Genomic DNA, 11,348 nt, shown 5'->3' on the forward strand with positions numbered 1-11,348 from the left:
TTACCCGTCATTCAATTTAATTTCCTGGGGGAATACCGGCAGGTACCGGTATGCAACCGAGATCAGGATGATGCCGTAAGCCACGGGCAGTATAGTCGTGGCCACTTCCTGCCAGCTTGGCACGTATAGCGCCCAAGTGTCAAAACTCATGACCGGGGCGGCCATTGTTTGGAGCACCATGGCCCAGCGGTTCAGACAGATGCCGATTACGCCCAGAATGAGGGCAGTCAGGCGCATTGCCGGATTTTCACGCGTGGGTTTGTAAATCAGCAGGAGCCCCGGGACAACTCCGCAGAACACGACTTCAGCGATTAAAATCCAATAGCCGTAGAAACTGTTGTTTGAATAAAAACGGCTGAACTCAAATCCGAGTCCGGGTGCGGTTACCGTTGCCCAGTAGATGGTATCAATGATCTTGGCAACCATATAACACACAATCATCCAGCCCGATATTTTTGCCAGAAGGTGAACCGTTTGGTCACTTATCAGCTTTTTATGGGTAATGGCTTCGGTGATATTTGTGACCAGTAATGTAAAGCACGGTCCAAACGCCGCAGCAGACCAGGTGTATAAAAAGAAGGTCCAGGGCCAGATCAGCAGGCCTTCCCTGACGGCAAACGGGCGGCCGAACATAACACCGGTAACCCCGCCAAGAGACCCCTGGTGGAAAAAGGAGAGAAAGGCACCGGTTGCTGCAAAGACAGCCATGACGCCGTGCATGTTGTGGCTTAGGTGACTGAAAAAAGAAATTTTGGCGGCTTGCCTGTTTTCCAGAATATTGGGGATGAATTCAATGGTCAGCACCATAAAATAAGCGGTTAGGCAAAAGGCCACTTCCGTCAGCATGGAGTGGATGTTGGCATGCCAGTAAATGAACCAGAAACGCAATGGTTGCCCCACGTCAATGGCAAGGATCATCAGGGCGGAACTATAACAGACAAACCCGATGATCACAGCAAAATTGATTATATTTTTAAGTTCTTTAACGTTAAAAATATACTTGAGCAGTCCTGTGAAAAACGCGCCGCCGCCAACTGCGATGACTGCCAGGTCTGCCCAGATCCAGAGGGCGAATCCATAGTAATCGTCCATGTTGGTTTGATTCAACCCCTTCCAGTAGATCAGTACCCAGGCATAAACTCCCCAAAGAAGAACAGCCCCCACAACGGTTAATCTGAAATAAAATTTCCCCATGGCGCAGCGTTTTGTTCCTTTGGGCAATAATCCGGAATCCATGTGTTTAATCTCCTTGACGACCATTTAAAGGATAAATAATCAGGTTTTTAGGGTCTATAGCACATGGCACTAAAGATTAACTAAATTGAGCTTTTTTTCGGATAAGCTTTTCATACAGTGCCTCCACATCTGGGCTGACCGGGCATGCCAACTCCTGCGCGGCGTTCCGGTAAGTTTGATATGTCTGTTTTACTTGGGTAAAACTGCCTTGATCTGAATGGAAGGCCATTATTTTTGTTGCTGCGGTTTCATTAAAAGAATCAATGCTAAGGATTTTTTGGTTGCAGTGAAGGGCATTTTCCATGTCATCCTGCTTTTCGTAAATATCAGCCATCTCTTTGAGCATTATCAGGTAATCTGAGTTGAATTTATCTCTTAAGCGATTGCACCAGTCCTCATATTGATCTTCTTCCAGAAATGATCCCCCATAAAGGGATAGGGCCAAACGGTATGATTCGAGCGCTTTTGGGGGATTGTCCCTGTTGGCCCTTGCCAGGATGAGCGCATCTGAAAACTGCTCTGAATCAATCCGGATTCTGCTGTCATCGTACAGTCTGTAGGTGTCTTTTTTGCGTTCAATATATGTGGAGGCCCTTTTGGGGAGAATCCCGGGTTCCAGGATTTTGCGAAGGGCGCTCATGGCCATGTGAAAGCGGCCGGCTGTTTTTTCCGGGTCAGCCTCGGGCCACAGCATTTCAATCAATACTTCCCGGGGAATAAAGCCTCTGGTTCTGTTGGCGGCAAGATACTTGAGAATCATGAGCGCTTTTGAGCTGTTCCATCTGGCCGGCGGGATCTCTTTATCATCAATCGTCAGTTTGAACCGGCCAAACAACTTGATTTTCAAGACCGGACGTTTGTTTGTCATATCTGCTTTAATAACGGATCTCAGGTAGGCATCAGTTTTTTTGTTCAGTGTTATCTGTTTTGAAGAACCGGACTTCAAAAGAGAATTGATCCACTGGGATTCTTTTTTAACAAACCGGTGGTAGTCTCTTTTTTCAGATAAAGCCAGACCTTGTGACAGGCACTTGAGCGCTTTTTGCAGCATACCGGATTTAAAGCAGGCTTTTGACGCCAGCAAATGGTTGCAGAACAGATGGAAATCCACACCTTTAAATTTATCTTTTGCACGTTCAAGACAATCCAAGGCGCTTGAGTAATTTTCTTCAAGAATATACAGCTGGGCAAGGCTGTTTTCAAAGATGCCTTCTGTGGAAACCAGCCCGTAACCCTTGATGGTGTCCATGGCCTTTTCCAGGCTTTGCCGGGCCGACTGCATATCCCCTCGGGCAATATCTATTTTATGCAGCAGCTCCCAGGCATGGGCAAGACCCCAGCGGTTTCCCATATCCTCGAATATCACAACACAGTTTTGGATCAGTTCAAGGGCCTGATCCGTTCTGTCAAGGGCGACACAGTTTTGGGCCCACATGAAATAGATCCATCCCCGGGTGCTGTCAAACTGGGATGTTTGATCACAGATCGCAATGGCTTTTTTTGCATATTCAATGCCCTTTTCATATTCTCCCAGCATAAAATAGTGGGAACTGAACTGATAATTGAGCAGGGATAAAAATGCCTCTGCGCCAGACTCAAGCGCTTTTTTCAGTATCTTTTTGCTAAGTTGATATGCCTGGTTAAATCTTCCTTTAATATACAATGTGTATGTATAAGCAACGTTTACGGAAATTTCAGATAAATTGCTTTCAAAACCGGAAGAAAGCCCCCGGGCTATTTCCCGTCCGGTTTTATAGTAGTTTTCCGCAGTTTCAAACTCGCATAAAATTGAGGAGAGCAATGTCAGGTAGGCCAGTGCGGTAATGTGAGTAAAAGAATTTTCCTGCACTTCTCCAAGCACCTGTTCCATAAGCAGCTTGGCTTCTTTAATATACCCGGTTGAATAGTATTGGGTGCCCAACTCAATGAGGCATTTGACCATTCTGTCTCCGGATTTTTGTTTTTTTAACAGCTGGTGGGCCCGGGTCAGGTTTTCCATGGCCTGTTTGTGCTTCCCGAAATGGGAAAAAAGTTTGGCCTGGGCCAGCAGTGATTCGGGATTTTTCTCAATAACGGATTTGGGTAGTTTATTTAAGCACCGGCCCAGAAAATTGACTTTCCCTTCCAGCAAAAATTTTCTTTCATGGGTTCCGATGAGGTGAATGGCGTCATCAAAAGCCTGGCCTTCTAAAAAGTGGTGGATGGCCTGAAAGACATCTTCTGTTTCGAGTTCACGGGCAATCCGGCGGTGCAATTGATTGATTTCAGGCCTGGAAAATGTTTGATGAAGCTGGTCAATTAAAAAATCCCGGAAAAGATGATGCAGGTAAAAGCCTGTGCCAACGTCATCTGTGGGAAAAATCATTAAATGGTCGTCAACCATTTTATTGATAATGGCGGCGGCATTATCTTCATGAAATATTTTGCTGCAGCGGTTTATGTTTATTTCGGCAAGGAGGGCTGCTTTCATCATAAATGCTCTGAAATGAGGCGGCTGCAGATCAAATATGGTTTCTTTGAAATAAGAAAATATATGTCCCGGGTTTTGTACGAATGAGTCAATTGCGGCTTTGATCTCTTCAGGCGCTTTTTTCTCCAGTGAATAGCGAAGCAGCACCAGACCGGCTGCCCACCCTCCTGTGCCGGCAAAGATATCCTTGGCAGAAGTTGGGGTGGGCAATATGTGATCCGAGAAAAAAAGTTTGATTTCCCCGGGGGTAAACGCCAGATCAGCTTCATCAATTTCAATAAGCGTTTCTTCTGCCCGTAGCTTTGATAAGCCAAACCCTGGATTTTTCCGGCCGATCAGAATTAGGTGAATATGATCCGGCAGGCGATCGATAATAAATTGTATTGCTTGATTGATGGCGGGATTGTCTCCAACCAGATGATAGTCATCCAGGACGATGACGCTGGGCTGTGTTACCGTCTTTTCCAGAAAAGCCAGCCATTCCAAAAGGGTCTCGGTGTGTTTTGTTAAACCGGTTTTTGAAACCGTATGCTGCATATCCATTTCATCAACACCAGAGCCGTGCTGTTTAAGAGCGGCATACAGATAGGCAACAAACACGGCAAAATCGTTATCCTGTTCATCCAGCCGGTACCAGAGGGCGTCAAGGTTCATTTGTTTAAGCGCGTCTGCAACCAGAGCCGTTTTGCCGTATCCGGCACCGGCACTGATGGATGCCAATTTTGCCGTTTTGATTTTGTTCAAAGACCGGACCAGCCGCTTTCTGGAAAGCGTGTGATACCGTTTGGGAACCTGAAGTTTTGAGTTTAGAATGTTCATGACCCTGCAACCCGAACGTTAGTCGTTGCCTGTTGAAGGGGATACTATAAAAATATGAACCGGATTTCAAGTTGACTGATGATAACGGATTTGGGAGGCCCGTCCATAAGCCTTCCTATAACGGCCACGGGCCGTCCTTGGTCTATCTACACCCGGGCTTCGGCCCACAACAAAGATAGAAAGAATCCAGTTAGTTGCTGGAGACTTTCATATAAACGTGAAATTAAAATGTTTTAAAACCGGTTTTGGTGATACTAAATTCGTTTCGGTTTATCAATCCTGACCCAACTCATCTGTCTCTGACAGTCCTTTCAGAGCCTGTTTGACCGTATCTTCTATCGCAAGGTGGACGGCCTCAGCGGCTAACTGCTGAGATTTGAATCTGGAAAAAAGATTTCCCCCGGTCTGGGAATTTCCCGTGGTTGTCTGGGTGAAGATAATATCATCTCTTTTATCATAACAGCCTTTGCATTATATTCCCGGCCTATTTTTAAAGCCGTTTTCCGGCCTGAGGCCGTTTCAAGCCTTACAGGGCAAGTGGTATATGAAAAACGGACAGGATCAACAATTTCCATGGCGGTTCTGCCATCCCGCCACAGCGCATTGAATCTCCTGTCAGCTGAACTCTTTCTATCAAGCAGCCGAGCCGGTTTTGTTTTTTGAAGCTCAGCAGTCAACTCCCGGCCAATGATACCTGAGACCCGATTATTTCCCTGTTGGGACGTCTCATTGCCCAAAGTACCACGAGCGATAACCTTTATTTTTGGCATTAAGACAAGAATATCATCTGATTCGTTTAACAATTGTGTTGTATTAGGCGGACAAACAGTTTCATCCGCCAGTGTCAGGCTTGCAGAAATTTTCACAGGCCGGGCTGTGTCAATTTTGATAACAAAAGGTTGAAATCCTCTTTTTTCAACCTTCAACCAGACATCTGCCGCTGTATAAAGAGATACTTCTTTTTTAAAAGGCGTCTCCCCAATAGCCGTTATGGGAGAACCGGACTGTTCTTTCTAAAGGTCAGGACTGATTCAATAGGGATGTCCGTTACCAGTCGGTCCGGTTGTTTGTGTTGCGTTATGAAAAAAGATTATTAAGTTATAAATCAACGTTGTTGGATTCGGTAATTATCCCGTGGGGAGAAATATAATTATACCAGTGAGGCAAAAGATGAGCAAAGCCATTATAATCAGCAAAACAGGCGGCCCCGAGGTTCTGGAGTGGAAGGATCATGATCCCGGTCGACCCGGCCCCGGCGAGGTGCTCCTGCGCCATGATGCGGTGGGGCTTAATTTCATTGACGTCTATCACAGGACAGGACTTTACCCGGTGGCTGAATCGCCCTTTATACCGGGCCTGGAGGGCGCGGGTATTGTGGAAGCCGTCGGGTCCGGTGTAACCGAGGTTAATGTTGGTGACAGGGTGGCCTATGCCGGCGTTCCCATGGGGGCTTATGCTGAGAAACGAGTTATTCCCGCACATCGTCTTGTCTCCCTACCCGAAGAAATACCCACAACACAGGCTGCTGCCATAATGCTACAGGGTATGACTGCCCGTTATCTCATCCGGGGGTGCTACTCGGTCAGTGCCGGGGATACCATTCTGGTCCAGGCCGCAGCTGGAGGGGTCGGGCTGATCCTTTGCCAATGGGCAAGGCATATCGGGGCAAAGGTGATCGGTACGATGGGCTCAGAAGAAAAGGCGGAGCTTGCCCGGGCCAACGGTTGTGAATTTCCCATCCTTTACAACCATGAAGATTTCCCTCAAAAAGTTAAAGAGATTACAGGCGGCCAAGGGGTTGACGTTGTTTACGATTCTGTGGGCCAGGCCACCTTCATGAAATCCCTTGACTGTTTAAGGCCCATGGGCATGATGGTCTCTTTCGGGCAGTCATCGGGGGCGGTGCCTGCTTTTGATCCCGGCATCCTTGCCGCCAAGGGCTCTTTGTTTCTGACCCGGCCAAGCCTTATGGCATATACTGCCCAGCGCAAGGATCTTCTTGATCATGCCAAAGATCTTTTTGATCATGTTCTCCAAGGGGCAATAAATATCCGGGTCGGCCAGACCTATCCCCTTGCAGATGCGGCCCTGGCGCACACGGAACTGGAAGCACGAAAGACAAAAGGGTCATCCATCCTTACCATTTAGAGAAGAGAGGCGAATAATGTCCGAAAACGCTGATTTAAATATCGTTTCAAACATTGAGCCCTTGGGGTTTAATTGGCCAACGGTTAATCCGTTTCTTTTTTGTGTTCATCACAAGGACGATTACCCGGCAGGAAACGAACAGTTGGGGCCTGACGCCCCTTTGGCGGGCAGGAATATCGGTCAGGATTTTACTGTAAAGGATGGGTGGAGGATGTACCATGGACAAAGGGTTCCGGGCTTTCCCGTCCACCCCCATAGAGGTTTTGAAACCGTTACCATTGTTTTAAACGGATTTGTGGACCATTCCGACTCCCTGGGAGCTGCCGGCCGTTACGGAAACGGAGATGTGCAGTGGATGACGGCGGGAGCCGGCATCCAGCATGCTGAAATGTTCCCCCTGATTCATCAGGACAAACCCAACCCCCTTGAGCTGTTTCAGGTCTGGCTAAACCTGCCCCGAAAGAAAAAATTTGCCACCCCCCATTACGCCATGCTGTGGGCGGAACAGATACCCATCCGCCGTGAAAAGGATGCCCAGGGCAGACCCATTGATATAAGGGTGATTGCCGGAGCGATCCAGGATACCGTTCCCCCGGGTCCTACCCCTGACTCCTGGGCCAATGATCCGGCCAATGAGGTTGCCATATGGTTGGTAAAAATGGGAGCAAATGCCAGATGGACGCTTCCTGCGGCGTCGGCGGGCATCAACCGGACCCTCTATTTTTATAACGGCGATACGATCCAGGCTGCCGGAACAATGATCAAAGATTACCATTCGGCTGATCTGGCTTCAGGTCATCCGGTACCGCTGAAAAACGGCGGCCACGAGGCCCATCTGCTCTTGCTGCAGGGAAAACCAATTAACGAACCCGTGGCCCAGCACGGACCTTTTGTTATGAACACCCAGGAAGAGATCAGACAGGCCTATGATGATTACCAAAAAACACGGTTTGGCGGATGGCCCTGGTCCCAACCAGATCCGGTACATGGTTCGGAACAGGGCCGGTTTTCCCAATATACAGACGGCAAAAGGGAAAACAGGTAATGCCGAGGTAACATTAACCCCAAGGCAAGGTGATCTGGACAAATTGTCAATGCTGAACAGATAGTTTCAGATTGACATAATTCCTGGTCTACCGCTGGTATCGATACTTCATCACTGACTGCATGTTACGAATCACCAGGAATGCTTCTTTAAGGAGGTTGCGATCAACGTGAGAAAGGTTGTCCGGTGACACAAAGTTGTCCATTTTCTTGCCGGCTCTGACCTGTCTTGCCTGGTGCTGAATGCGCAAATTGCTTATAAACTCAAGCGCATCGTGCAGATCCCCGGCACTGTCTTTAGAGATCGCTTTGCTGCTTTCCATCAAATCAAGGCGATCCAGGGTATTGATTGCGCTACTGCACTGGGCAAGGGCATAGACACGGACAAGGTCCACAATGGGGACAATGCCATTGAGCTTGATATCAAATGTTTGGTCGTGTTCTCCACCTTTGATTAATACAAAATTACGGAAAAATCCCAGCGGTGGTTGGTGGGAAAGCGCGTTCATTGTCATATGGGCCAGGAATATTTGATTGTCGCGGGTCTTGCCTAATACATGATCACGCAGGTCTTGAAACAGGTTGCGGTTGCCGTATATGCAACGTAAATCAAAAAAGACACTGGTCAGCATCAGGGCTTCGGGGTCAGGCCGGTCAATCCACTGATTGAAATTTTTTTTCCAGACTTTCAGAGATTGGCGCCAATCATAGTTGGTTGCCATCATGTCGCCGGGGCAGTAAATGTAGCCACAGGCGTTGAGTCCATCACAGACATGTCTGGCCAGCAGACTGAAGTATTTGCTATGCTCTTTTGGAATGTAATCATCCGCCAGGATCAGGATATTATCCTGATCAGTCTTGGCAATCTGTTCCTCTCGCGCCTGGGAGCCTGCGGCAACCCAGGCGTAGGCCACGGGTGCAGGCCCCAGTCTTTTTTCTGCCAACTGAAGCAGGCGGGTAGTGACGGCATCTGTGATAGACGTAATCAGGTGCCCTATGCTCATGGCTGTTGCTCCGGAGGCAATCAAATTGACCAGCAGCTCGGGAATCTTTGCCGTTACCTCCTTTATTTTGTCAATATCAGTGTGTTTGTAGATATCACCAATAATATAGACCGTAGGGCAGGTGTGCTGTCTGGTGAGATCCGTGGTGGTAATCATGCCCGCCAGGCGGTTGTTGGCCATTACCGGCATATGATGGACGTTGTAGCGGACCATTTGAAGCTGGGCTTTAAAAACAAAATCGCTGCTGTTAATAGTAACCGGGTTCTCGGTCATGATTTCACTTACTCTGTCGTTAAGGTCCAGGTCCTTGGCAATAACCCGGTTGCGCAGGTCACGGTCGGTAACAATCCCGATCAGTTTTTGTTCGCGGCGTTCTGGTTCGTGGTATATAAGGACTGAAGAGACACGCTTTTGGCTCATTACCTGGGCAGTCTCATGTATGGTGGCTGTAACCGGTACTTTGACCGGGGTGCGGCGTAACAGTTCCCTGACCGGTGTATGCATCAAGTTGAGCTGGGTCTGATCACTTTGACTGAACAGGCTTGTGGCTTCACGCTGCCGTCTACTTTGCACTTCATCGGAGGTATCGAAGAAACTGTGGCGCTGGACATTTTGATCGCAAATCCTGTATAGATCAGCAGCGCGGAGCTGATATACCAGGGTGTCCTCCATGGCAAATGCTTTGAGTTTGTCCCGGCTACCGACGTGGGATGAACGATATCCAAACATATCATTTTCACCGAGGCGGGCCTGCAGCTCACCGTCCGCTGTATTAAGTTCCACCTTTCCGGTACGGATCAGGTAAAGGTGATCAAATAGGGTTCCGGTCTCTGGTATCTCGGAACCTCTGCGAAAATAGCGTATCTGTATCTTTTCCGGCAAGTCGGACAACGTTTTTTCCGACAATAGGTCAAATGGATGGTTGTTTGCCAGAAAGCTGCGTATTTCCTGTAATTCAATATTCATCTGTCTTGTTTAATTCCTTTTAAACTGGCGAAAACCATCCTTAAAATTGATGATTAAGAAGTCATAAGGATTTCAGATGCAAGGCATCAAGGTTGAAGCTGTCGTAATCTACCACAAAATCTTGATAACGCCGAAGATAAAATTTTAATGGCTTCCCCAGACACCTGCTTCACAGGGAAAGTCTGGGGGCGTTGTCCGACCAAAAAACAGGGCCTGGTCGAAGGGTAGTCTTCACCTCAGCCCCTTAATTTGGTCTTCCAGATTTCCGATCCAGGTCACCAATAACAAAAGTAGCCAACGCCGCTTCAATAAAGGCTTGGGAAATATATGAATTGCATCTGAACGAGATAGAGGGTAAAGATAAAAATTTAAAAATTGGGGAAAGTACGTTTTGCTGGTGGATTCATCATTGGGAGTAGCTTGTGGGGAAAAAAGCAAAAAGAAGACTTAAAAAAACGATGTCAATCCGTAACACCGCCAACAGGCAATCGCCGTCCCCTATAGTAGAGGTATCAAAGGATTTAATGCCTCAAGGTGGGAATGAGGATAGAAGGCTCCTAACTACCATGACCAAAGAAATCTATATGCTGGCCAGATTGCATTATGATTTGTTGGATTCAAAAAAAATACATCGGGTATTTTTAAAACTTCGTTGTATGCAACATGATTCGTTTCGAGATAGATGGGTATGGCTGTACGAGGCGGAAGCCAAGAGATTGAAGTTCAAGGGCACGTATAAGGATATTCCTATTGAAAGAAGGCCGATCGTTCTTGGGGCTTTTTTCTTCAGGAACAAGGGCGAAATGGTTCTTGACCTCAATTCCTTTGATCGGGCCATCAAAGCAGTCGTATTTTTCGACAAATATTTACCAAGAAAGGCCGCTAAGGTTAAAGATATTACTGTTTTGAATAAGTTTCATGATGGTTCGAAAGGATTTGTCCCTAAACACCAGGACTATTTCGATAAGGGGCTGGAGGAAGTGATTGATCCCGATGGTCTGATCAATGACCTGAAGATGGCTACGTCCCCTATCGAAAACCCCATGGAAAAAGTCAATGCCGCATATCCTCGAATAATGGAAGAGTTTCAAAAATCTATTCCGGAAGTTGAACGTATGCCCATTCATTTCTATGAAGATGGGATATCCAGTCTAAAGGGGCGTCTCTCCTTGCGGGAAATAATTGCCATGCAACATTGGCAAGGAAATAGCGATTACTCGTTCAATAATGTGTTCGAGCAGATCTTGCCACTGATACTGCCATTATCGAAACCCGAAGAATAGAAGGGGAGAAAATCGAATCAGACTGATCATTAGGCCTTGATTATTGATTTATAACCAATGAATAAACCGGTGACGGGCTTAAGGAATCGACAAAAAACATGATATACATACCACCACAATCGATTATTTTCGCGATTCCGAAACATATCAGTAAGGATTATTGGGGAGGCAGATCTGATATAAATTCCAGGGCAAGATTAATATCAACCCAAGTTTTCGATTGCAAATTATAACTTATTGTAATCACGCGGATTGTTGTTTTTAAGTTCCTGGTTATGGCACTACTTTTGTCTAAAAATGTTTTTAATCACCGGCCCTGGATATAAACCTATCTCCAAAGCTTTATAAATTTTTTGTTGTCTGGGTTCTGGTCGTGTG

The 11,348-nt window shown here is 47.0% G+C and carries 7 protein-coding genes; 3 read left to right on the top strand and 4 right to left on the bottom strand.

What is annotated here, in order from left to right:
• From qrcD to B147_RS0113620, 3 genes are all read right to left on the bottom strand, one after another.
• Positions 1–1,236, bottom strand: a complete 1,236-nt coding sequence (qrcD, locus tag B147_RS0113610) for a menaquinone reductase integral membrane subunit QrcD (protein ID WP_020587755.1) — start codon at positions 1,234–1,236, stop codon at positions 1–3.
• 76 nt (positions 1,237–1,312) lie between these two features.
• On the bottom strand, positions 1,313–4,525 hold the full coding sequence (locus tag B147_RS0113615) for an AfsR/SARP family transcriptional regulator (protein WP_020587756.1): 3,213 nt from the start codon (positions 4,523–4,525) through the stop codon (positions 1,313–1,315).
• Positions 4,526–4,887: 362 nt separating this feature from the next.
• Positions 4,888–5,295, bottom strand: coding sequence for a hypothetical protein (locus B147_RS0113620; RefSeq protein WP_157237885.1), 408 nt, complete (start codon positions 5,293–5,295; stop codon positions 4,888–4,890).
• A gap of 400 nt (positions 5,296–5,695) precedes the next feature.
• On the opposite strand from B147_RS0113620, the gene B147_RS0113625 reads away from it, so the two are divergent.
• Positions 5,696–6,673 carry a quinone oxidoreductase family protein gene (locus B147_RS0113625; protein ID WP_020587758.1) on the top strand — a complete coding sequence of 326 codons (978 nt, stop codon included), beginning with the start codon at positions 5,696–5,698 and terminating at the stop codon, positions 6,671–6,673.
• A gap of 16 nt (positions 6,674–6,689) precedes the next feature.
• Positions 6,690–7,718, top strand: coding sequence for a pirin family protein (locus tag B147_RS0113630; RefSeq protein WP_020587759.1), 1,029 nt, complete (start codon positions 6,690–6,692; stop codon positions 7,716–7,718).
• Between the two features lie 88 nt (positions 7,719–7,806).
• Here the strand turns inward: B147_RS0113630 and B147_RS0113635 are convergent, their stop codons facing one another.
• Positions 7,807–9,687, bottom strand: a complete 1,881-nt coding sequence (locus tag B147_RS0113635) for a DUF294 nucleotidyltransferase-like domain-containing protein (RefSeq protein ID WP_020587760.1) — start codon at positions 9,685–9,687, stop codon at positions 7,807–7,809.
• Between the two features lie 422 nt (positions 9,688–10,109).
• Here B147_RS0113635 and B147_RS0113640 point away from each other — a divergent pair, with 422 nt between their 5' ends.
• Positions 10,110–10,970 (top strand): hypothetical protein, encoded by an 861-nt coding sequence (locus B147_RS0113640; protein WP_033397387.1) that lies wholly within the window; start codon positions 10,110–10,112, stop codon positions 10,968–10,970.
• Positions 10,971–11,348: the final 378 nt, after the last annotated feature.

The sequence above is a fragment of the Desulfobacter curvatus DSM 3379 genome, assembly GCF_000373985.1.
GTDB classification, from domain to species: Bacteria; Desulfobacterota; Desulfobacteria; order Desulfobacterales; family Desulfobacteraceae; genus Desulfobacter; species Desulfobacter curvatus.